24 protein-coding genes and 1 pseudogene are annotated in these 21480 nt (G+C 71.7%); 17 read left to right on the top strand and 8 right to left on the bottom strand.

The genetic code is table 11. The features are described 5' to 3' along the window. Positions 1 to 91 precede the first annotated feature (91 nt). A complete protein-coding gene (locus tag ABD793_RS36400; protein ID WP_344867972.1) occupies positions 92 to 301 on the top strand; it encodes a hypothetical protein in 210 nt (69 codons plus the stop codon). A gap of 129 nt (positions 302 to 430) precedes the next feature. Here the strand turns inward: ABD793_RS36400 and ABD793_RS36395 are convergent, their stop codons facing one another. Beyond that, positions 431 to 808, bottom strand: a complete 378-nt coding sequence (locus tag ABD793_RS36395) for a HesB/IscA family protein (RefSeq protein WP_344867971.1) — start codon at positions 806 to 808, stop codon at positions 431 to 433. A gap of 144 nt (positions 809 to 952) precedes the next feature. On the opposite strand from ABD793_RS36395, the gene ABD793_RS36390 reads away from it, so the two are divergent. Both ABD793_RS36390 and ABD793_RS36385 read left to right on the top strand, forming a co-directional pair. After that, positions 953 to 1612, top strand: coding sequence for a DUF3043 domain-containing protein (locus ABD793_RS36390; RefSeq protein ID WP_344867970.1), 660 nt, complete (start codon positions 953 to 955; stop codon positions 1610 to 1612). Positions 1613 to 1653: 41 nt separating this feature from the next. Then, complete coding sequence (locus ABD793_RS36385) at positions 1654 to 2643, top strand: aldo/keto reductase family protein (RefSeq protein ID WP_344867969.1); 990 nt, start codon at positions 1654 to 1656, stop codon at positions 2641 to 2643. 20 nt (positions 2644 to 2663) lie between these two features. Here the strand turns inward: ABD793_RS36385 and ABD793_RS36380 are convergent, their stop codons facing one another. Further along, positions 2664 to 3359 (bottom strand): IspD/TarI family cytidylyltransferase, encoded by a 696-nt coding sequence (locus ABD793_RS36380; RefSeq protein WP_344867968.1) that lies wholly within the window; start codon positions 3357 to 3359, stop codon positions 2664 to 2666. Positions 3360 to 3437: 78 nt separating this feature from the next. Here ABD793_RS36380 and cobT point away from each other — a divergent pair, with 78 nt between their 5' ends. Beyond that, positions 3438 to 4517: a nicotinate-nucleotide--dimethylbenzimidazole phosphoribosyltransferase gene (cobT, locus tag ABD793_RS36375; protein ID WP_344867967.1), complete on the top strand. Its 1080-nt coding sequence runs from the start codon at positions 3438 to 3440 to the stop codon at positions 4515 to 4517. Positions 4518 to 4692: 175 nt separating this feature from the next. Here the strand turns inward: cobT and ABD793_RS36370 are convergent, their stop codons facing one another. Then, a complete protein-coding gene (locus tag ABD793_RS36370) occupies positions 4693 to 5796 on the bottom strand; it encodes a branched-chain amino acid aminotransferase (protein WP_344867966.1) in 1104 nt (367 codons plus the stop codon). Between the two features lie 110 nt (positions 5797 to 5906). Between ABD793_RS36370 and ABD793_RS36365 the strand changes: the two genes are divergently transcribed. Further along, positions 5907 to 6200, top strand: a complete 294-nt coding sequence (locus ABD793_RS36365) for a hypothetical protein (protein WP_344867965.1) — start codon at positions 5907 to 5909, stop codon at positions 6198 to 6200. Positions 6201 to 6209: 9 nt separating this feature from the next. Here the strand turns inward: ABD793_RS36365 and ABD793_RS36360 are convergent, their stop codons facing one another. Further along, complete coding sequence (locus ABD793_RS36360) at positions 6210 to 6836, bottom strand: DUF402 domain-containing protein (RefSeq protein WP_344867964.1); 627 nt, start codon at positions 6834 to 6836, stop codon at positions 6210 to 6212. Continuing rightward, positions 6829 to 7686, bottom strand: coding sequence for a sulfatase (locus tag ABD793_RS36355; protein WP_344867963.1), 858 nt, complete (start codon positions 7684 to 7686; stop codon positions 6829 to 6831). The genes ABD793_RS36360 and ABD793_RS36355 overlap by 8 nt, the downstream gene beginning before the upstream one ends. A gap of 102 nt (positions 7687 to 7788) precedes the next feature. Between ABD793_RS36355 and ABD793_RS36350 the strand changes: the two genes are divergently transcribed. Both ABD793_RS36350 and ABD793_RS36345 read left to right on the top strand, forming a co-directional pair. Next, positions 7789 to 9291: a leucyl aminopeptidase gene (locus tag ABD793_RS36350; RefSeq protein WP_344867962.1), complete on the top strand. Its 1503-nt coding sequence runs from the start codon at positions 7789 to 7791 to the stop codon at positions 9289 to 9291. An 18-nt stretch (positions 9292 to 9309) separates the two neighbouring features. Then, the gene (locus tag ABD793_RS36345) at positions 9310 to 10293 is read left to right on the top strand and encodes an SMI1/KNR4 family protein (protein ID WP_344867961.1); all 984 of its coding nucleotides are present in this window, start codon (positions 9310 to 9312) and stop codon (positions 10291 to 10293) included. A gap of 6 nt (positions 10294 to 10299) precedes the next feature. Here ABD793_RS36345 and ABD793_RS36340 read toward each other — a convergent pair whose 3' ends face one another. Then, positions 10300 to 10638, bottom strand: a complete 339-nt coding sequence (locus tag ABD793_RS36340; protein WP_425548832.1) for an oxidoreductase — start codon at positions 10636 to 10638, stop codon at positions 10300 to 10302. Between the two features lie 201 nt (positions 10639 to 10839). Here ABD793_RS36340 and lpdA point away from each other — a divergent pair, with 201 nt between their 5' ends. The 7 genes from lpdA (at position 10840) to lipB (ending at position 18055) form a co-directional block, all read left to right on the top strand. After that, positions 10840 to 12213 (top strand): dihydrolipoyl dehydrogenase, encoded by a 1374-nt coding sequence (gene lpdA / locus ABD793_RS36335; RefSeq protein WP_344867959.1) that lies wholly within the window; start codon positions 10840 to 10842, stop codon positions 12211 to 12213. Between the two features lie 56 nt (positions 12214 to 12269). Further along, positions 12270 to 14078, top strand: coding sequence for a 2-oxoglutarate dehydrogenase, E2 component, dihydrolipoamide succinyltransferase (gene sucB, locus ABD793_RS36330; protein ID WP_344867958.1), 1809 nt, complete (start codon positions 12270 to 12272; stop codon positions 14076 to 14078). Positions 14079 to 14188: 110 nt separating this feature from the next. Further along, positions 14189 to 15298, top strand: a complete 1110-nt coding sequence (locus ABD793_RS36325) for a serine hydrolase (RefSeq protein ID WP_344867957.1) — start codon at positions 14189 to 14191, stop codon at positions 15296 to 15298. Positions 15299 to 15303: 5 nt separating this feature from the next. After that, complete coding sequence (locus ABD793_RS36320; RefSeq protein WP_344867956.1) at positions 15304 to 15789, top strand: ArsR/SmtB family transcription factor; 486 nt, start codon at positions 15304 to 15306, stop codon at positions 15787 to 15789. A gap of 15 nt (positions 15790 to 15804) precedes the next feature. Further along, positions 15805 to 16689, top strand: a complete 885-nt coding sequence (locus ABD793_RS36315) for a TIGR01777 family oxidoreductase (protein ID WP_344867955.1) — start codon at positions 15805 to 15807, stop codon at positions 16687 to 16689. Then, entirely contained in the window at positions 16686 to 17315 is a 630-nt protein-coding gene (locus tag ABD793_RS36310) for a phosphatase PAP2 family protein (protein ID WP_344867954.1), read from the top strand. The genes ABD793_RS36315 and ABD793_RS36310 overlap by 4 nt, the downstream gene beginning before the upstream one ends. Continuing rightward, complete coding sequence (lipB, locus tag ABD793_RS36305; protein ID WP_344867953.1) at positions 17312 to 18055, top strand: lipoyl(octanoyl) transferase LipB; 744 nt, start codon at positions 17312 to 17314, stop codon at positions 18053 to 18055. Before ABD793_RS36310 ends, lipB begins: the two co-directional genes overlap by 4 nt. A 44-nt stretch (positions 18056 to 18099) precedes the next feature. Here the strand turns inward: lipB and ABD793_RS36300 are convergent, their stop codons facing one another. Both ABD793_RS36300 and ABD793_RS36295 read right to left on the bottom strand, forming a co-directional pair. Beyond that, a complete protein-coding gene (locus ABD793_RS36300; protein WP_344867952.1) occupies positions 18100 to 19035 on the bottom strand; it encodes an LLM class F420-dependent oxidoreductase in 936 nt (311 codons plus the stop codon). 25 nt (positions 19036 to 19060) lie between these two features. Beyond that, positions 19061 to 19684, bottom strand: a complete 624-nt coding sequence (locus ABD793_RS36295) for a TetR/AcrR family transcriptional regulator (protein ID WP_344868101.1) — start codon at positions 19682 to 19684, stop codon at positions 19061 to 19063. A gap of 133 nt (positions 19685 to 19817) precedes the next feature. On the opposite strand from ABD793_RS36295, the gene ABD793_RS36290 reads away from it, so the two are divergent. From ABD793_RS36290 to ABD793_RS36280, 3 genes and pseudogenes are all read left to right on the top strand, one after another. Further along, a complete protein-coding gene (locus ABD793_RS36290; RefSeq protein WP_344867950.1) occupies positions 19818 to 20345 on the top strand; it encodes a hypothetical protein in 528 nt (175 codons plus the stop codon). Positions 20346 to 20364: 19 nt separating this feature from the next. After that, entirely contained in the window at positions 20365 to 21315 is a 951-nt protein-coding gene (locus tag ABD793_RS36285; RefSeq protein WP_344867948.1) for an oxidoreductase, read from the top strand. A gap of 37 nt (positions 21316 to 21352) precedes the next feature. Then, positions 21353 to 21480: pseudogene (locus tag ABD793_RS36280) on the top strand (lipoyl synthase); the annotation flags it as partial.

Raw genomic sequence — 21480 nt, 5'->3', positions numbered from 1 at the left:
CGTCGACGCAGCCCGGTGGCGAACTTCGCCGGGGCCGCGTTCGGCGCCATGGCCAGCTTCGGAAGCACCGCAACGCCGTGAGAACACTTGAATGTTCTTTGGCACGCTGCCGCGCGTACGGCCGGTACTCGTCTGCTTCGCGCAGGTGAACTTCTTCAGCGCGCCGACGCTGCTGCCGCTGTACACGAAGGTGGCGTTGCAAGAGGGTCCAGCGACACTCGCGGTGCTGAAGCGTCGTGGCTCGGCCTGCTCACCGGAGCGCGGCTGCTCCGCTTCGGCCAGGCGGCGGGCCTGCTGGTGACGGCACTCTCCCGCCTGCCCGCGCCGGAACCGCGGACGGCGCTGCCACGACTGAGGGCACACGCCGCCCGAAACGCGCAAAAGCCGCCCCCCGGGGTCTACCCGGTGGGCGGCTTTTGCGCTGGTCAGCTCAGTGGAAGCTGTCGCCGCACGCGCACGAGCCGGTGGCGTTCGGGTTGTCGATCGTGAAGCCCTGCTTCTCGATCGTGTCCACGAAGTCGATCACCGCTTCGGACACGTAGGGCGCGCTCATCCGGTCGACGGCCACGCGCAGGCCGTCGAAGTCACGGAACAGGTCGCCGTCGAGCGTGCGCTCGTCGAAGAACAGCTGGTAGCGCAAGCCTGCACAGCCGCCGGGCTGGACGGCGATGCGCAGGTGCATGTCGTCGCGGCCCTCCTGTTCGAGCAGCGCCTTCGCCTTGGCGGCGGCGGTGTCGGTCAAGGTCACGCCGTGGGTCTCCTCGGCGGTCTCGGCCTGTGTCGCGCCGGTCTGCTCAGCGGTCGTCATGGCACTCCCTCTAGGTCGAACTCGCTGCGGGTACTTCTCATCCGCCACGTTCAACACGCGCGGCACCCGATCTGTTCCCACCCCATCGTCGCACATGCCACGACCTGGTGAACATCGCCGTGACGTCTGCAATACCCTGGTGAAGTGAGGTTCCTGCGCCGAAGCACCGAAGACACCGCCGCCGACGAGTCCGCGGCCGAGGCCGTCGAGGCCGAGGCAGGCTCCGCCGCCAGGGCGTACACGCCCGGCAAGGGGAAGGCCACCCCGAAGCGACGGGAGGCCGAGGGGCGCAGGCGCGGGCCGGTCGCGGCCCCGCCCACCTCCATGCGCGAGGCGATGAAGCGCAACCGGGAGCTGCGCAAGGCCAACCCGGTGAGCAAGGACGAGCGCAAGGCGGCCGCCAAGCAGCGGCGCGACCGGATGATGTCCGGCGACGACAAGTACCTGCCCGCACGTGACCGCGGTCCGGTCAAGGCGTACGTGCGCGACCTCGTGGACTCCCGGCGCAACATCCTCGGGCTGTTCATGCCGCTGGCGATCCTGGTGTTCGTCGCGCTGCTGATCCCGGCGCCCGCCGCGCAGCAGTACATCACCCTGGTCTGCATGGCGATGCTGCTGGTCATGGCGATCGAGGGCGTGATCAACGGCCGCCGGATCGGCAAACTGGCACGCGAGCGCTTCCCGAAGGAGCCGCCTGCCGCCACCCGCGGGGTGGCCTGGTACGCGTTCGTCCGGGCCAGCCAGATCCGCAAGCTGCGGGTGCCCAAGCCGCGGCTGCGCCCCGGTGACCCGATTCCCGGCTGAGCCCGTTCGTCCGGCCGGGCGCCCGCACCTAGGCTGGCGGCATGGAGTTCCGACGGCTCGGCCGCAGCGGCCTCAACATCAGCGAGATCGCCTACGGCAACTGGCTCACGCACGGTTCCCAGGTCGAGGAAGACCAGGCGCACGCCTGCATCAGGGCGGCGCTCGACGCAGGCGTGACGAGCTTCGACACGGCCGACGTGTACGCGGACACCGTGGCGGAGTCGGTGCTCGGGCGAGGGCTGAAGGGGCTGCGCAGGGAAAGCCTGGAGATCTTCACCAAGGTCTTCTGGCCCACCGGTCCACAGGGGCCCAACGACCGGGGACTCTCGCGCAAGCACGTGCTGGAATCGGCGCACGCGTCACTGCGCCGGCTCGGCACCGACTACGTCGATCTCTACCAGGCGCACCGGTTCGACCCCACGGTGCCGCTGGAGGAGACCATGCTGGCGTTCGCCGATCTGGTGCGCCAGGGCAAGGTGCTCTACGTCGGGGTCTCGGAGTGGACCGCCGACCAGATCACCAGGGGCGCCGCACTGGCACGGGAGCTGCGGATCCCGTTCGTCTCGAACCAGCCCGAGTACTCGATGCTGTGGCGGGTCATCGAAGCGCAAGTGGTGCCCGCATCCGAACGCGAGGGGCTGAGCCAGATCGTCTTCTCGCCGGTCGCACAGGGCGTGCTCACCGGCAAGTACCGGCCGGGCGAGCCGGTGCCTGCCGGTTCGCGGGCCACCGACGAGAGCGGCGGCGCCACTGCGATCCAGCGGCGGCTGACCGACCAGACCCGCACCGCGGTCGCGAAGCTGGCACCGTTGGCGGCCGAAGCAGGGCTTTCCATGGCACAGCTGGCCGTGGCGTGGGTGCTGCAGAACCCGAACGTCGCCTCGGCGATCATCGGCGCCTCGCGGCCGGAGCAGGTCCACGAAAACGTGAAGGCGGCCGGGGTGCGGCTCGAACCGGAGCTGCTCGGCGCGATCGACGAGGCACTTGCCGACGTCGTGGTCACCGATCCTTCGCTGACCCGCACCGTCTGATCCCCCGGTTCGGAACTGGCTCAGGAGCGGCTCAGCAGCCGTTCGGCGACCGCGAGGTCGTGCGGGTAGGTGATCTTCAGGTTCTCCGCACCGCCGGGCACCCAGTGCACGGGCAGCGCGGAAAACCGTTCCATACAGGAGGCCGTGTCGGTGCCGAGGAAACCTTCGGCCTCGGCCTGTTCGTAGGCCGCGAGCAGCGGCTGCGCACGGAAGCCCTGCGGGGTCTGCACGCGGATCGCGCCGGGCAGCGCGGCCGCCACGGTGTCCGGCGCGGCCATCGAGACCACGTCGTCGGCTGCGACACCCGGCACCGCTGCACCGCTGCACCGCGTGCGCGCCAGCACCGAGCCGATCAGCTCACGGGTGACCAGCGGACGGGCCGCGTCGTGCAGGAGCACCGCGTCGACGGTGCCGTCCTCGATCCGCGGGGCCAGGTGGCGCAGCGCGTTGAGCTCGGAGGCCTGCCGGGTGGCGCCACCGTGCACGAGCTCCACCGGACCGGGATGCGCGGCCAGCACTTCCCCGGCGAGTTCGGTGTCCTGCGGGCGGATCACCAGCACGAGCACGCCGATCCCGGGCACCGCGTCGAACGCCGCGAGCGACCAGGCGACCACCCGCCGTCCCGCCACCGGCAGGTAGACCTTGTTGAGCGCGGCACCGACCCGGGTGCCCGCGCCACTGGCCAGTACGACCCCGGCCGCCGTCGTTTCCCGCACGCCGCCCGACCCTAAAGGGCCGCTCCGGCGAGCGGTAGGTTGGGCGCCGGGAGGATCCCGGCGAGAGGAAGGCCTGGCGTGGACGCGGAACCCAGCACCGAGTTCGGCGAGATCGAGCCGCCGAGCGACCAGGCCCGGTCGGCGGCGATCGCGTTGCACACCCAGCTCGTCAAGCCCGCCGGATCGCTCGGCAGGCTCGAGGAACTCGGCGTGTGGATCGCGGGCTGCCAGGGCCAGGCGCCGCCGCGGCCGTTCACCCGGCCCCGGGTGGTGGTGTTCGCCGGGGACCACGGCATCGCACGGCGGGGGGTGTCCGCGTATCCGCAGGAGGTCACGTCGCAGCTCGTGGCGACCATGCTCACCGGCGGCGCGGCGATCAACGTCCTCGCCGCCGCGGCCGGCGCGGGTGTGCGGGTGGTCGACATGGCAGTGGACACCGAAGAGTCCGCGATGCGCTCGATCGGCGAGTTCAAGGTGCGCCGCGGTTCCGGCTCGATCGACGTGGAAGACGCCCTCACCGACGCCGAAGTCCGCGCGGCCGTGGCGGCCGGGCGCAAGGTGGCCGACGCCGAGGTGGACGGCGGCGCGGACCTGCTGATCGCGGGCGACCTGGGGATCGGCAACAGCACGCCGGCCTCGGTCCTGGTCGCCGCACTGACCGGCAGCGAACCGGTGGCCGTGGTGGGCCGGGGCTCGGGCATCGACGACAACGCGTGGATGCGCAAGGCCGCCGCAGTCCGCGACGCGCTACGCCGGGCACGTGCGGTCCTCGCCGACCCGCTGGCCCTGCTGCGCACTTCCAGCGGCGCCGACATCGCCGCCATGACGGGCTTCCTGGCGCAAGCCGCGGTCCGCCGCACACCGGTGGTGCTGGACGGTCTCGTCGTCTGCTCGGCCGCGCTGCTGGCGGAGGAACTGGCCCCCGGCGCGCGTCGCTGGTGGATGTCCGGCCAGCTGACCGGCGAACCGGCGCACGCACTGGCACTGGAACACCTGGACCTCGGCGGCCTGCTGGACCTGGACGTCCGCCTCGGCGAAGGCACCGGCGCGGTGACCGCGCTTCCCCTGCTGATGATGGCCGCCCGCATCCTGGCGGAAATGACGACCCACGAACAGTCCGGCGTAGCCGGACCACTCACCCCGCTTCCGGCTCCCTGACCGGACAGCTCGATGATGTCCGCCGCCTCGCGCACCAGGTGGGCGTCGTGCCCGGGATCGGCGAGAAGACGGACGAGGTAGCAGGCACGCCGCGTTTCGGCGCGCAGCCCACCACGACGGAGCCGGGGCGGGGAATCGGTCGCGGCTCCCCCGCCCCGGGCTCATCGACGATGGGTCAGCGCAGCGGCACCATCCAGCCCTCTGGGTCCTTGACGGCGCCTTCCTGGATGCCCACCAGTTGTTCCCGCAGCTGCATCGTCACCGTGCCGGTTGCCCCGGCGGAGACGGAGAACTCGCCGCCGCTGTGCTTGACGTGGCCGACCGGGGTGATCACCGCCGCGGTGCCGCACGCGAACACCTCGGTGAGTTCGCCCGAGGCTGCCGACTTCTCCCACTCCTCGGTGGAGATCCGGCGTTCCTCGACCGGGTACCCGGCCGAGGAGGCCAGCTGCAGCAGGGACTTCCTGGTGACGCCGGGCAGCAGCGATCCGGTCAGCTCCGGCGTGACGATGCGGGTGTCGGCACCCGAGCCGAAGACGAAGAACAGGTTCATCCCGCCCATCTCCTCGACCCAGCGCCGCTCCACCGCGTCCAGCCAGACCACCTGGTCACAGCCCTTCTCCACGGCCTGCGCCTGCGCCACGAACGACGCCGCGTAGTTGCCGGCGCACTTGGCCGCGCCGGTACCGCCGGGGGCCGCGCGGACGTACTCCGTGGACAGCCACACACTCACCGGCTTCACGCCACCGGTGAAGTACGACCCGGCAGGCGAGGCGATGAGCGTGTAGACGTAGTCCGCGGCCGGCTGGTTGACGCCGAGCCCGGACGAGGTGGAGATCATGAACGGCCGCAGATACAGCGAGTCACCCTGACGGGTCGGCACCCACCGCTCGTCCACCGCGATCAGCTCGCGCAGCGAGGCGAGGAAGAGTTCCTCCGGCAGCTCGGGCATGGCCAGCCGCGCGGCGGACTCCTGGAACCGGCGGGCGTTCGCGTCCGGGCGGAAGGCGGCGATCGTGCCGTCCGGCTGTCGGTAGGCCTTGAGCCCCTCGAAGATCGACTGCCCGTAGTGCAGCACGGAAGTGGCCGGGTCGAGCGTGAACGGCGCGTACGGGCCGACCGTCGCGTCGTGCCAGCCCTGCTCCCGGTTCCACTTCACGGTGACCATGTGGTCGGTGAAATACGTACCGAACCCGGGCTTGGCGAGTACTTCGGCGACGCGGTCCGCGCTCGCAGGGCTCGGGTGCGGGACATGGGTGAACGACGTCGCTGTGATCATACCCAAACGATAGCGCTTGGTCGGATGAGCGTTAGTCGGATGTCCTCGGGTTTTTCCCGCGACCTTCGCCACCTCTGCCGTCGGCGGTGCCACCGCTCTACGATGGCCTGGTGAGCACCCATCCCGCGCAGCCGGCGAACACCGGCATCGGCACCGACGTGAAGACCTTCGCGACCGCAGTCCTGCTGACCTTCGGCGCCGGCATGCTCGGCATGGTCGGCTGGGGGCTGCTCGGCAGCGGCTTCGGCTTCTTCCTGGGCCTGGTCGCCGCAGGCTTCGGCATCTACTGGTGGCACAGCCTGCACGGCAGCGTCATCTCGAGCACCCTGCCGGTCCGCTCGGTCGTGCTGCTGTTCGTGGTCGACGCGCTGCTGATGGGTGCGCTGCTGCTGATGGTCGGCTGACCGGACGGCTCAGATCAGCCCGGCGGGCAGCGGCGGCGCGGGCCAGTCCGGGTCCGGCCGGAAATCGGTGTACGTGCCGTCGAAGGGAAATGCGCCGCGGTCGGCCAGTTCCCCGATCCGCTCCCCCTCGCCGCGCAGCCGGGCGAGCTGCCCCGCGGTCAGCCGTCCGGCCTGCACCGCCTCCTCGGCCTCGTCCTCGTCGTCCCAGCGCCAGCCCGCGCCCGGGGTGACCACCACGTCCAGCACGCCGTCGATGCGGTCCGGACCGGCCGCGGTCCGGCCCACCGGCACCTCGAGGTTCACGTACCACTCGCGGAACCGCCCGTCCGGCCCGAAGAACCACCAGACCGACGACCAGGTGTCCTCCGGGATCATCCGCAGCGTGGACGATCCGTGCCAGGTGTCGCGCACCGGCGTCCGAGGCACCCGGAAACGCTCCGCCAGCGGCGCTTCGTGCATCTTCCTGCCGTCCACGAGCCTGCTGCCGACGATCGGCGTGTCCATCGGGAGCCAGCCGAAGAGCACCTGCCCGTCGTCGGAGACCACCCGCAGCGGATGGTGCTGGCCGATGCTGCCGTCCGGCCGCAGAAACCGTTCGACGACAACCTGACCCGGCTCCCAGCGGTGCTCACTCATGCGCGTCACGGTAGCGGCGGGCCCGCGTCCGCAGCAGCACTTCGGCGACCGCGCCGAGCCCGGCCACGAGCAAGGCTGCGAACACCGGGATGAACGCTGCCGCCACCGCGGCCACCAGACCACCCGCCAACCCGGGTAGACCTCCTGACGGAGCGAACCGTTCCCGGGCGTCGGTGAAGGTGGTCAGCGCGGCGGGGACGGTCGCGAGCGCTGCGATCACGGTCAGCAACGGCTGCAGCTGACCCGCGTCCGCGGCGTAGAGCAGGTCACGGAACGACGACTCGGCGAGCCCCAGCCGGATCGGGCCGAGCTGCACCAGCGCCACCACGGTCACCAGCACCGCGACCACGCCGAGCGTCAACGCCCGCACGGTGGCCCGTTCGCCCTGGCCCGGCAGCAGGAACGGCAGCACGACGAGCGCGGCCACCACGATCGCCGCCACGTTCGGGGCACCGATCCCCTCCGCCGTGACCACCGGCGTCACCACTGCACACAGCACCACCAGCACGGCCGCGGCGATCAGCAGCACCACCGTGAGCCAGCGGACGAGTGCAGCAGGCAGCCGTAACCCGGCGAGGTCGGCCGCCGCGGCCAGCACGACGAGACCGACCGCGGCGTATCCCGGCTGGGTCGGCACCACATACGCACCGAAGACGAGCCCGAACACGACGACCTGGGCCAACCGCGCGATCCCGCCTGTGTACCGGTCGAGCCCGCCGGACCCCGGCGGCGGCAGCCGGGAGGCGAACGCGGCGGCCAGCCCGGCGAGCACCACCCCGGCGAGCACCCAGTAACCGGCCCCGGCAGCACCCACCGCCAGCGCCACCAGCAGCCCTCCCCCGAGACGCACGACGGTCCCCTTCCCACGTCCGGCCGAACGTGTCATTAGCATGGCTCACGATTGACCGGACGAATCCGCCCGGTACCACCGCGACGTCGCGAGGAGCCAGAAGTGACCGTGCCGAAGCTCGCCCTCACCGAGAACACCGATGCGGCAGTGGGCAAAGCCCGCGCCGACGTGGTCGTGATCGGCACCGTGCAGGGCGAGGACGGCCCTGCGCTCGCCCCCGGTGCCGGCGTCGCCGACGCGGCTTTCGACGGCAAGCTCGTCGAGGTGCTGGCCACGCTCGGCGCGACCGGCAAGGCCGAGGAAATCGTGAAGCTGCCGACGCTGGGCAAGCTGCGTGCGGGCGTGGTGCTCGCCGTCGGGCTCGGCAAGGAGAAGGACGGCACCGTCACCGCCGAGCAGGTGCGCCGTGCCGCCGGTGCCGCCTCCCGTGCACTGGCGGGCACCGACCGGGCGTTCGTCACGCTCTCCGCGCTCGACCTGCAGGCCGCGGTCGAAGGCACCGTGCTCGGCACCTACGCCTTCACCGAATACCGCTCGGAGAAGGGCGACGGCCCGCTGGCCCGGGTCGACTTCGTGAGCCCGGACGAGGGCGCCCCGCGCGAGCACAAGGCCACGCTCAAGGCGGCCACCTCGATCGCCGAATCCGTGATCATCGCCCGCGACCTGATCAACACCCCGCCGAACGACCTCTTCCCGGCCTCGTTCGCGGACCGGGCGAAGAAGCTCGCCGAGGCGAACGGCCTCGACTTCGAGGTGCTGGACGAGAAGGTGCTCAAGCGCAAGGGCTTCGGCGGCATCCTCGGCGTCGGCGGCGGATCCACGCGTCCGCCGCGGCTGCTGCGCGTCGGCTGGAAGCCTGCCAAGGCGGGCAAGAAGGTCGCGCTGGTGGGCAAGGGCATCACCTTCGACTCCGGCGGCATCTCGCTCAAGCCCGCCGCGGGCATGGACGACATGACCTCCGACATGTCCGGCGCGGCCGCGGTGCTCGCGTCCGTGGTGCTGGCCGCGAAGCTGAAGTACCCGCTCGAGGTCACCGCGCACATCCCGCTCGCGGAGAACCTCCCCTCGGGCAGCGCCTACCGCCCCGGCGACGTGCTGACCATGTACGGCGGCAAGACCGTCGAGGTGCTCAACACCGACGCCGAGGGCAGGCTCGTGCTGGCCGACGCGATCGTGCGCGCGGCTGAGGAGAACCCGGACTACCTGATCGAGACGGCCACGCTCACCGGCGCACAGGTGGTCGCGCTCGGCAACCGGACCGCCGGCGTGATGGGCTCGGACGAGTTCCGCGACCGGGTGGCGGGCATCATGCAGGCCACCGGCGAGGGCGGCTGGGCCATGCCGCTGCCCGACGAGCTGCGCGGCGACCTCGACTCGCGGCTGGCCGATCTGGCCAACGTCACCGGCCACCGCTGGGGCGGCATGCTGGCCGCGGGCATCTTCCTGCGCGAGTTCGTCGCCGAAGGCCTGCCGTGGGCGCACATCGACGTCGCGGGCCCGGCCTTCCACAAGGGCGGGCCGTACGGCTACACCGCCAAGGGCGGCACCGGCGTGCCGGTGCGCTCCATTGCCGCGGTGCTCGCGGACATCGCCGACCAGGGCTGAGCCGGGGCCGGAGGCGCCATGGAACGCAGCGACTACCTCGAGACCGCGGTCCGCGATGTGCTCACCGCCGACGAACCGGCGGCCGATCGGCGGATCGGGCACGCAGCTCTGCTGCTGGCCACCGCCGGTGCGGCCGGCCCCGCGGACCGCTTGGTCACGCACTGGCAGGCGGTGACCGACCGCCCGGCGTCGGTGCTCGCCGAGGACGCCGTGCGGGCCCGTGCGTGGGCGATGCTGTTCGCGGCGCGCGGTGACCGTCCACAGTGGGCGGAGTCGCTGCCGCCGCTCGACCTCGACGCGCAAGAGCGTGCGCACACTGCGTTCCTCGCCCGCACAGTGTCCGATCTGGACGGTCTGTTCGAGGGTTCCCCGGTGGCGGGCGCGGTCTCCGCGCTCGCCCCGGGCCGGCCCGATCCGGTGCGCACCGCATTGGCCGAGGGCGACCTGGACCGCTGGGCCGAACTGGTCGCGAACCAGCCGGACCCGGACGTCGCGGCGCTCGCCGCCACCCGTGCGCTGACCCCGTCGCTGGTCGCCGGCGCCGATCCGCTCGGGCTCGGCGCGGAGTGGCCGGAGCAGTGCGCGGGCGCGTTGATCGCCGCGTTGCGCGAGCGGTACCCGGCCGGTCCGGACAGCTGGCCGGACCTCGTCGCGGCGATACTGCGGCTGCGCGGGCAGCAGTCCCCCGGTCCGGCCGCACCCGCCGAGGTCGCGGCAGCCGAACAACGGCTCGGCGTCCGGCTGCCGGAGGACTACCGGGAGTTCCTCGCGGTGACCGACGGTCTGCCCGCGGACGTCGTGTTCCCGCGGCTGCTGCCCGCCGGCGAACTGCGTGCCGAGGGCGACGTGGTGATCGTCGCCGACCCGGCGGTGGTCCTGCTCACCCGCACCGGCGGCGACTGGCGTGCGATCGAGGTGGACCTCCGGCTCGGCAGCAGCGCGCATCCGTCGTTCCGCGCGCTGCTCGAACACCACCTCCGGCTGCTGGAAGCGAGTGCCTGAGCCGCGTCAGCGACCGGGACGGCGCTTCTGCCGCTCGGTGTAGTCGCGCATGCGCTGCGGGTAGCCGACGCGGGAAACCTCGTAGACCGGAACGGTGTTGCGGTGCCCGAACCGCTGCGCCGCCTCGAGGCTGCCGATGCGGCGGCGGGTCCACTCGCCGTCGTGCGCGACGAGCACGACGGTGGGTTCGGTCACCGTCGTGCGCGGCTCCACGAACGCCTCCACCCCGCGCCTGGCCGCAGTCCATTCCTCCAGGTAACGGGTGTCCTCGGAGCCGGCGCGCCGGACCGAGGACCGGCGGTTGCCGCCCCGGCCACGCCGCCGCAACGAGTCGAAGATCCCCATTCCGGCCACCTCTCTTCCTGCGGGAGTCCCGGCTCCATTATTCCCGGCGACAGGTGTGGCCGGTGTCGCATGCCCTGCTTGGTACGGCTAGGTCGCAAGCCTGATCGGCGTAGTGACAAGATGGCCTTGTCGCGCGCGCGTTTATACCGGGTGCCGCGGCAACCGAGAGCTTCACCCCATCGCTGCCGAGGAGTTATTGAAGTGAGCGACACCTCCGCCGACCTCGTGATCCTGGGAGGCGGATCGGGCGGCTACGCCGCGGCTTTCCGCGCGGCCGAGCTGGGCCTTTCCGTCACCCTGATCGAGAAGGACAAGCTGGGCGGGACCTGCCTCCACCGGGGCTGCATCCCGACCAAGGCCCTGCTGCACGCCGCGGAGGTCGCCGACGAGGCTCGCGACGCCGAGTCGTTCGGTGTCAAGGCCACGTTCGAAGGCATCGACATCGCGGGGGTGAACAAGTACAAGGACGGTATCGTCTCCCGCCTCTACAAGGGCCTCCAGGGCCTGGCCAAAGCGCACAAGGTGAACCTCGTCGAGGGCACCGGCCGGTTCGTCGGCGGCACCACGGTCGAGGTCGAGGGCACCCGCTACACCGGCAAGAACGTCATCCTGGCCACCGGGTCGTACTCGCGCACGCTGCCCGGCCTCGAGCTCGGCGGCCGGATCATCGCCAGCGAGCAGGCACTCACGCTGGACTCGGTGCCGAAGAAGGTCGTGGTGCTCGGCGGCGGTGTGATCGGCGTGGAGTTCGCCAGCGTGTGGGCCTCCTTCGGGGTCGAGGTCACCGTGGTCGAGGCCCTGCCGCGGCTGGTCCCGAACGAGGACGAGTTCGCCTCCAAGCAGCTCGAGCGCGCGTTCCGCCGCCGTAAGATCGCCTTCAAGACCGGGGTGCGGTTCACCGGTGCGAAGCAGGACGACAACGGCGTGAGCGTTTCGCTCGAATCCGGCGAGACGCTGGAGGCCGATCTGCTGCTGGTCGCCGTCGGCCGTGGCCCGAACTCCGCAGGGCACGGGTACGAGGAGGCCGGCGTCAAGATCGACCGCGGCTTCGTGCTCACCGACGAGCGCCTGCGCACCAACCTGCCGAACGTCTACGCGGTCGGCGACATCGTGCCGGGTCTGCAGCTCGCGCACCGCGGGTTCCAGCAGGGCATCTTCGTGGCCGAGGAGATCGCCGGGCACAACCCGCGCGCGATCGACGAGAGCGGCATCCCGCGGGTCACCTACTCCCACCCCGAGGTCGCGTCGGTCGGGCTCACCGAGACCCAGGCCAAGGAGCGCTACGGTGCGGACGTCACCACGTTCACCTACGACCTCGGCGGCAACGGCAAGAGCCAGATCCTCAAGACCTCCGGCGGGGTGAAGCTGGTGAAGGCCCCGGACGGCCCGGTCGTCGGCGTGCACATGGTCGGCGATCGCGTCGGCGAACTGATCGGCGAAGCGCAGCTGGTCTACAGCTGGGAGGCCTTCCCCGAGGACGTCGCCCCGCTGATCCACGCGCACCCCACCCAGACCGAGGCCCTCGGTGAAGCGTTCCTCGCCCTCGCGGGCAAGCCGCTGCACGTGCACAGCTGACGTCTCACCAGCAGAATCCACATCACGTCTTAGAGAGCAAAGGGAGTCAGCGAACAATGGCCTACTCCGTCACCTTGCCGGAGCTCGGCGAGAGCGTCACCGAGGGCACTGTCACCCGGTGGTTGAAGCAGGAAGGCGACACGGTCGAGGTCGACGAGCCGTTGCTCGAGATCTCCACCGACAAGGTGGACACCGAGGTCCCGTCGCCGGTCGCCGGCACCGTGGTGAAGATCAGCGCGGGCGAGGACGAAACCGTCGAGGTCGGCGGTGAGCTCGCGGTGATCGACGACGGCACCGGCGGGGTGCCGGAGTCCTCCTCGGGTGCGCAGCAGCAGGAGGCGCCCGCCGAGGAACCGGCCGCACAGCAGGAGGCGCAGCAGGCCCCGCAGCAGGAGGCGGCACCCGCGCAGGCGGAAGCGCCTTCGCAGCCGGACACCGCACCCGCAGCCGGTGGCGAGGGCACCGAGGTGAAGCTGCCCGAACTGGGCGAGAGCGTCACCGAGGGCACGGTCACCCGGTGGCTCAAGCAGGTCGGCGACAGCATCGAGGTCGACGAGCCACTGCTGGAGATCTCCACCGACAAGGTCGACACCGAGGTCCCGTCGCCGGTCGCCGGCACCGTGCTGGAGATCCGCGCGGGCGAGGACGAGACGGTCGAGGTCGGCGGGGTGCTCGCGGTGATCGGTGACGCGGGAGCGGCGCCGAAGTCCGCTCCGGCACCGGCCGCTCCGGCACCGGCCGCACCCGCAGCTCCCGCACCGCAGCCCGAGCCGACGCCCGCGCCGGTCCAGGAGAGCAAGCCCGAGCCGAAGCCGGAACCGAAGCCGCAGGCCGCGCCGGCCCCGGCGGCGCCCGCCCCGGCTGCCCCGGCGGCGTCGTCGGGCAACGGTGCCGCCGACGGTCCGTACGTCACGCCGCTGGTGCGCAAGCTCGCCACCGAGCACGGCATCGACCTCGCCACGCTGACCGGCAGCGGGGTCGGCGGCCGCATCCGCAAGCAGGACGTGCTGGCGGCGGCCGAGGAGAAGCAGCAGGCCGCGTCCGCTCCGGCGGCCGCACCCGCCGCGGCTCCGGCGGCGCCGGCCGCTTCGGCACCCGCACCGTCCGCCCCGCGGACCGGTCCGTCGCCGGAGGTCGCCGCGCTGCGCGGCACCGTGCAGAAGGCGAGCCGGATCCGGCAGATCACCGCCACCAAGACCCGCGAGTCGCTGCAGGTCTCCGCGCAGCTCACGCAAGTGCACGAGGTGGACGTCACCAAGATCGCCAAACTGCGCCAGCGGGCGAAGGCGGCGTTCAAGGAGCGCGAGGGCGTCAACCTCACCTTCCTGCCGTTCTTCGCCAAGGCGACGGTCGAGGCGCTCAAGCAGCACCCGAACGTCAACGCGTCCTACAACGAGGACACGAAGGAGATCACCTACCACGGCGCCGTGCACCTCGGCATCGCGGTGGACACGGACAAGGGTCTGCTGTCGGTGGTCATCCACGACGCGGGCGAGCTGAGCCTCGCCGGTCTCGCGCACCGCATCGCCGACCTGGCGGCGCGGGCACGGGCCAACCAGATCAAGCCGGACGAGCTGTCCGGCGGCACCTTCACCATCACGAACATCGGCAGCAACGGCGCCCTGTTCGACACGCCGATCATCGTGCAGCCGCAGTCCGGCATGCTCGGTACCGGCGCGGTGGTGAAGCGTCCGGTCGTGGTGGCCGACGCCGAGGGCAACGACACGATCGCCGTGCGCTCGATGGCGTTCCTGCCGCTGACCTACGACCACCGCCTGGTCGACGGCGCGGACGCGGGCCGCTTCCTGACCACCATCAAGCAGCGGCTGGAAGAGGGCAACTTCGAGGACGAACTGGGCCTGTGACCCGGTAACCGCCTCGGCGAAGGCCTCCGCACCCGAGGGTGCGGAGGCCTTCCTCATTTCCCGGCACTCTACTATTCCGGAATTACGGATTTCCGGAGTATGGTGGGCGCATGCTGACCCGACGCCGTCTGCTGACCACTGTGGCCGCCACCGCGCCGGCGGCGCTGTTCCTGCCCGGAGCCGCGCACGCCGGCGAACCGGATCTGACCACGCCCGAGGGCTGGCTGGCCCGGCTCGCCGCACACCGCGGTGACGTGTCGGCCGTGCTCGACGACGGCATCGGGCACCGCGTGCGCCACCTTCCGGCCGTCAAGCGCCCGTTGGCGTCGACGATCAAAGTGGTGCACCTGCTGGCGTACGCGACCGCGGTCGGCGCGCGGCGGCTCGATCCGGACGAGCAGGTACGTGTCGGCGACTGGGATGCCCGGCACCCGTACCTCGGCGACGGCCCGCTCGGCGCCGGTGCGCATCACAGCGCGCTGACCGAGCTGGGCATCCCGTGCGACGAATACGGCGTCGCGAAGGACCCCGAACAGCGCGTGCCGCTGGCGAAGATCCCCGAAATGATGATCCGGTTCAGCGACAACGCGGCAGCCGATTACCTGCGTGCGCGGCTGGGGGACGTGGCGTTGCACGCGGCCGCGGCTCGCGGCGGATGGACCGCGCCGGATGTGCGGATGCTCGGCGGTGAAACGCTTTTGCTGTTCTTCCCCGAATACTGCCCGGCACCGGGCAGCCCGGTCGTGGTGCGGCGGGCCGCGGGCGACGCACTGTCCGAACGCTTCGCCCGTGATCTCTCGTTCCGGGCCAAGGTGCTGCCGCGGGCTGCGGCGAAACCGCCCACCGCGGCGGAGCAATGGGCGTGGGCCGCCCGGACCGGCACCGGCGAAGCCGCGCGGCTGGCCGGGCTGCACCACGAAATCGCCGGAAGTCCCGATCCCGCCGCGGCGCTGGCGCGGGAGGTGCTCGGCAGGCAGTTCGCCGGGAGCCGGCCGCCGGGTACCGACGCGATGCTGTTCAAGGGCGGCGACCTGCCCGGAAACCTCTCGATCGGCCTCGACCTGGTGTGGCCGCACCGCCGTCCCGGCACTGCCGTGGTGCAGCTGGTGAACTCGACGGCCGCGGACCTGCAGCACGCCGACGTACTGCTCCGGCTTTGCGCGGACGCGCTGGACACCCCGGCCACATTCGCCGGGTTGGAGCGTGCACTGGGACACTGACCCGCATGACCGATGATCTCACCGAGCGCGTGGCGGAACTGGAACGCCGGGTGGCCGCGCTGGAGGAGCGGTCCGCCGAGTCCACTCCGGACAGTCCGAACGGGATCGTCGGCTACCAGGGCGAGCTGACCGATCCGGAGCTGCGCTGGTCGATCCGGCTGACCGCGCCCGCGGTGCTGGCACTGCCCGACGGTCCCCGCGTCGAGGTACTGGCGGCACTGGCCAGCGCCGACCGGATCGCGCTCGTGCGGCTGCTCGCCCGGGACGGCCCGCAGACCGGGGCCGCACTGCGCGAGGCCGCCGAACTCGGTTCCCCCGGACGGCTCTACCACCATCTCAAGGCACTCACCGGGGCCGGGCTCGTCGAGCAGGATCGCCGCGGCAGTTACCGGCTCCGCCCGACCGCCGCGATCCCCGCACTGGTGCTGCTGACCGCCGCCGCGGACGTGGCCGGCCAGCTGCGGCCGGGCGTGCGCGGGACCGGCGGATAGGACACGATCAGGGGTATGCGGGTACTCATCGCGGGATCCGGCGGGCTCATCGGCACGGCGCTGACCGCGCGGCTGCGCGAATCCGGCCACGACGTGCGCCGGCTGGTGCGACGGGCCGCGCGCACCGCGGACGAACGGGGCTGGGACCCGCCGTCGGGCCGGATCGACGAGGGCGCGTTCGCGGGTGTCGACGCGGTGGTGAACCTGTGCGGCGCGCCGCTGCTGTCCGGCCGGTGGAGCGGCATGCGCAAGCAGCTGCTGCTCGACAGCCGGGTGGAACCCACCGAAGTACTCGCCGAAGCCGTCGCCGAACACGGCGTCGGGGTGCTCGTGAACGCGTCCGCGGTGGGCTTCTACGGCAACACCGGAGCCACTGAGGTCGACGAGGATTCCGGCTCGGGCGGGGGTTTCCTGGCCGAACTGTGCCGGACGTGGGAATCCGCGACGGCGGCCGCCACGGCCGCGGACGTCCGGGTGGTCTCGATCCGCACCGGGCTGGTCCTCTCCCGCAGCGGTGGTCTGCTGAACGTGCTGCGGCCGCTGTTCCGCTTCGCGCTCGGCGGCAGGCTCGGCGCCGGTCACCAGTTCATGCCGTGGATCTCGCTGGACGACGAGATCGGCGGCCTGCTCCACGTCCTGTCGCACGACATGATGTCCGGAGCCGTGAACCTCACCGGTCCGGCGCCGGTGACCAACGCCGAGTTCACCCGTGCACTCGGACAAGCGGTGCACCGGCCCGCGCCGTGGTGGGTGCCGGAAATCGGGCTGAAGCTCGCGCTCGGCCAGGCCGGCGAGGAAATGGCGTTGTTCGGGCAGCGCGCGGTGCCGCGACGGCTGCAGGACAGCGGCTACGAATTCCGCCACCGCACCGTGGAGAGCGCGCTGGCCGCGGCGACATGACCGTCCCCGGGCTGCGGTGGGCGCTCACCGGTCTGCTGGGGTTCGCCGCGTTCATGGGGCTGGGCGTGCTCGTCGCCCGTCAGCCGCTGCAGCTCGACGTCGAGGTCGCGAACGCCCTGCGCGGGCAGTACCGGCAGGCGGCCGGCGCCGTCGCCGGAGTGCTCACCGAAGTCCTCGGGCCGGCGCTGCCGTATGTGCTCGCCGTGGCGCTGCTCGCACTCGTGCTGCGTGACCGGGCACGGCTTTCGCTGTGCCTGCGGCTGGCCGGGGTGCTGGTGCTGTGCCGGCTGACCAGTCCGGTGTTCAAGCCGGTGTTCCTGCGGCAACGTCCGCGCGAATACCCGGACCTGAGCTACCCCAGCGGGCACGTGGTGTCCGTGGCCGCCACCGGACTGGTCGTGGTGCTGCTGTGCGGCTGGCTGCGGCCCCGGCTCGTGCGCTGGGCGGTGCTGTGCGCGGCGGTCGCGACAGTGCTCGCCGCGACCTGCCGGATCGTGCTCGGCGTGCACTGGGTCACCGACACCGCAGGCGGCGTGCTGGCGGTGCTCGGCGTCGGCCTGGTGTCGGCGAGCGCACTGCGGTTGCTGCCCTTTCCCGGACCGGAAAGGCGTAGCCTCGACGGGTGAGTTCTTCGAGGACAAGCTGCCGCGCCGCGGCCGAACCCGTTGCCGTGCGCGAGCTCGGCACGATCGAGTACACCGAGGCATGGGACCTGCAGCGGGAGGTACTCACCGCCCGCGCCGACGAGACCGGTCCGGACACCATGCTGTTGCTGGAGCACCCGTCGGTGTACACCGCGGGCAAGCGCACCGAGGCCGCCGACCGGCCGACCGACGGCACCCCGGTGATCGACGTCGACCGCGGCGGCAAGATCACCTGGCACGGGCCGGGACAGCTGGTCGGCTACCCGATACTGAAGCTCGCCGACCCGATCGACGTCGTGCACTACGTGCGCAGGCTGGAAGAGGCGCTGATCGCGGTGTGCGATCGGCTGGGCGTGCGCACCGGCCGCGTCGAGGGCCGCAGCGGCGTGTGGATCCCTGCCGACGACCGCGGCATCGAGCGCAAGATCGCCGCCATCGGCATCCGCGTGCAGCGCGGCGTGACGATGCACGGCTTCGAGCTGAACTGCAATGCCGACCTCGGCGCGTTCGACGCGATCGTGCCGTGCGGCATCCGCGACGCCGGGGTCACCTCGCTGTCCTACGAGCTGCAGCGGGATGTGCCGGTCGCCGAGGTGCTGCCGCTGGCGCGGGACCTGGTGCTCGCCGCGCTCGAAGGCGAGCTGCCGGTGAGCGACGACCGCTGGCTGCCACGGCCGGAGGCACCGCAGGCGGCCGGCGTCACCTTCGCCCTGCAGAACTGACCCGACGCGGCCGCGTACCGGGGCCCGGTACGCGGCCGTCGCGGTCAGCCGAGCTGCGGGGCGACTTCGGCCGCGATGAACTCGATGTGCTCGAGGTCGGTGAGGTCGAGCACCTGCAGGTAGAGCCGGGTCAGGCCGGTCTTCTCCTGCCACTGCCCGATCCGGTCCACGATCTCGGCAGCCGTGCCGGCCAGGCCGTTGCCACGCAGTTCGTCCAGGTCCCTGCCGACCGCCTCGGCCCGGCGCGCCACCTCGGTGTCGTTCCTGCCGATGGCCACGGTGAGCGCCACCGAACGCACGATTTCCTTGGGGTCACGGCCGATCGCGGTCGCCGCCGCGGAGACCCGGTCGAACTGCGCGAGGACGGTTTCCGGGTCGGCGAAGGGCAGGTTGAACTCGTCGGCGAACCGCGCGGCCAGCTCCGGCGTGCGCTTCTTGCCCGCGCCGCCGATGATCACCGGCGGCGCGGGTGACTGCGCGGGCTTCGGCAGCGCCGGCGAATCGGTGAGCGTGTAGTGCTTGCCGGAGAACGAGAACTTCTCCCCCACCGGGGTGCGCCACAGTCCGGTGATGATCTCCAGCTGCTCGGCGTAACGGTCGAAGCGCTCCTTCAGCGGCGGCAGGTCCAGCCCGTATGCGGTGTGCTCGGTGTCGAACCAGCCGGCGCCGAGGCCGAATTCCACGCGCCCGCCGGACATCTGGTCCACCTGTGCAACGGAGATCGCGAGCGGGCCGGGGTGGCGGAAGGTGGCCGCGGTGACGAGCGTGCCGAGCCGGATCCGTTCGGTTTCGCGGGCCAGCCCGGCCAGGGTGAGCCACGCGTCGGTCGGCCCCGGCAACCCGTCCGCCCCGCCCATCACGTGGTAGTGGTCGCTGCGGAAGAACGCGTCGTAGCCTGCCGCTTCGGTGGTGCGCGCGACTCGCAGCAGGTCGTCGTAGGTCGCCCCCTGCTGGGGCTCGGTGAAGATCCTCAGGTCCATGGCCGTCAGCCTAGCCACGGCAGGGTCAGCCGGCGGCGGGTCGCTCCGGCACCTCGTCGGCAGGACGGCGCACGCGCAGCAGCATCCGCACGATCACGTCCTCGATCTCCGCGCCGACCTTCTTCGGATCGGCCGCACTGGCGATTTCGGTGGCCGCACTGGACAACGCGCCGAACAACAGCCGCGAGGTGACCTCGACCGGCACCGGCTCCACCTCGCCCGCGTCGACGAGCAGCTGCAGCCCGGAGCGCACCAGCCCGAAGCTGCACTGCTCCTCGGCCTCGCGCCAGCGTTCCCAGCCCATCACCACCGGCGCCTCGTGGATCGCAATCCGCTGGTACGCCGGGTCGAGGCAGCTGCCGATGAACGCCTTCAGCCCGCCGAGCGCCCGCTCCCACGCGGTGCCCTTGCCGGTCATGATCTTCTGGAGCCGGTCGTAGACCAGGCTCTCCACCGCGTCGAACGCGGCCTCGAACAATGCCTGCTTGCCGCTGAAGTGGTGGTACAGCGCGCCTTTCGTGACCCTGGCGCGTTTGGCCACCTCGTCGAGCGAGGTTCCGGCGTAACCGCGTTTGGTGAACAGCTCCACCGCGGACTCGACCAGCGCGGAGCGGGTCGACTCCGAATAGTCGAGACGTCGGGACCTCAATGTCGGCACGAACACAACCTTACGCCGGACACTGCCCGGCCATACCCGTGGTATGTTGGCCGGGTCAGGTCCGTACCGAGAGTATGCCGCAGACCTGCGGTATGGCCCGGGTCACGGAAGGGGAGCCCACACCATGAGCTGGACCGACTTCTACCGACGACGAGAGATCCTCCAAGCAGCCGTCCGGCACGCGCAGCACACCCCGGCCGAGCCGCTGGCGCTCGACGAGATCCCGGGCGCCGCCGATGTGTTCGGCACCGAGGAGAACCTGCTGCTCGCCCTGCACTACCAATGGACCCAGCGGCTCGGCGGCCATCTGCGTGCCGAGCTCGCCGACCCGGAGGACGCCGCGGCGGACGGCGCCGGCGACCAGGTCGACGCGGTGTCCCGCGCGTGGCAACGGGCGCAGTCCGGCCACGAGACGCTGCGGGCGCTGCTGGACGGTGCCGTGGAGCGCTGCCCCGCGCTCGCACCGCTGCACGAAAGCGAGTTGCGCATGCTGGCGATCACCGCCGGGCTCGCCGACCCGGCCGAGCCGCGCGCGGAGATCACCAAGGTGGGCCACGCGCTCGGCTCGCTGCTGCGGGCAGGCGACCTGCGTCCCGCCCGCCGGCGCAGCCCGATGGGCCATCTGATGCGGCTGCTCGCACCCAGCGCGTGACGTGTAGTTAGCTGAACCCATGAACCGGCGCTGGACCGAGACCGACATCACCGACCAGAGTGCCCGGACCGTCCTGATCACCGGCGCGAATTCCGGCCTCGGCCTGCGCTCGGCCGAGGTGCTCGCCGGACGCGGCGCCCGGGTGCTGCTCGCCTGCCGCTCGCCCGAGCGCGGTCAGGCCGCCCTCGGGCGGGTGGCCGCGGTGGCCACCGGCGAGCAGCCCGAACTGGTCCGGCTGGACCTCGCCGACCTCGCATCGGTGCGGGAAGCGGCGAGCGCGGTGCGCGAACTCACCGGCGACGCACTGGACGTCCTGGTGAACAACGCCGGCGTGATGGCCACCGCGCGCGGCCGCACAGCCGACGGGTTCGAGCTGCAGTTCGGCATCAACCACCTCGGGCACGCGGCGCTGACCTGGCTGCTGATGCCCGCGTTGCGGGGCACATCCGCAGCCCGCGTGGTCACCGTGTCCAGCGTGGTCGCCTACGGCGCGCAAATCCGGCTGGACGACCCGAACACCGAGCACCACCGGTACAACGCCGGCGCGGCGTACGGACAGTCGAAGCTGGCGAACCAGGTTTTCGGGGTCGAGCTGGACCGGCGCCTGCGCGCGGCAGGCTCGAGCGTGCTGAGCGTGCTCGCGCACCCCGGTTACACCTCGACCGGGCTGGTCGGGAACATGGCCGGCTCGTACCGCAATCCACTGGCACGCCGGGCGATCGCAACCATCGGCAGGCTGGGCAACCCGGTATTCGGACAGCGGGTCGAACAAGGCGCGCTGCCGCTGTTGTGCGCAGCCACCGATGCGGACGTCGAAAGCGGCGATTACCTCGGCCCGGATCGCTTCTTCGGCATCCGCGGCCTGCCCACGAAAGTCCGCACCCTGGCGGCCGCGCGCGACCCGCACACCGGTTCCGCATTGTGGGAACTGACCGCGCGGTTGACGGACGTCACCCCGGACCCCAGCTAGCAGGACTCCACACCCCGCCGGGCGTAGGGTGGACCCCGTGAACGTGACGCCTGAGGGGCGGAAGTTGTTGCGGCTTGAGGTGCGTAACAGCGAGACGCCGATTGAGAAGAAGCCGTCGTGGATTCGGACGCGGGTGCGGATGGGGCCGGAGTTCACGGAGTTGAA

Source organism: Amycolatopsis ultiminotia (assembly GCF_039536925.1).
Lineage (GTDB): Bacteria > Actinomycetota > Actinomycetes > Mycobacteriales > Pseudonocardiaceae > Amycolatopsis > Amycolatopsis ultiminotia.
The sequence above is the reverse complement of the archived record's forward strand: the minus strand, read 5'-3'. Positions and strand labels throughout refer to the sequence as shown.